Annotated in this window: 1 protein-coding gene; it reads right to left on the bottom strand. The window is 59.0% G+C overall.

Features of this window, described 5'->3' with window-relative positions; translation table 11 throughout:
• A partial coding sequence (locus tag E1189_RS22005) for a hypothetical protein (protein ID WP_196220788.1) occupies positions 1-261 on the bottom strand: 261 nt, incomplete at both ends.

Below are 261 nucleotides of genomic sequence, written 5' to 3'. Positions count from 1 at the left end.
GTCTTGACCGTGGTGGTCGTTTGCGTGTGGTAGTGGGAGAAGTGCCGCACCGCCGAGTAAGAGGAGTACGAGTAATCCTCGGTCACCTGAATAGAGAAGGCACCGGTCGCATAATCAAGCGTGCCGGTCACGCCCTGCCAACCACCACTGCCATCGTCGGTCACTTTACGGGAGCGGTTGAAACTGAAGTCCAGCGTCTCAGAGCTGTTCTTGGTGGTTCGCAGTCGCTCGCCTTCCCGCTGAACCAGCCACTCCAGCGTC

This window comes from Parendozoicomonas verongulae, assembly GCF_009711465.1.
Taxonomy (GTDB): domain Bacteria; phylum Pseudomonadota; class Gammaproteobacteria; order Pseudomonadales; family Endozoicomonadaceae; genus Sansalvadorimonas; species Sansalvadorimonas verongulae.
The sequence above is the reverse complement of the archived record's forward strand: the minus strand, read 5'-3'. Positions and strand labels throughout refer to the sequence as shown.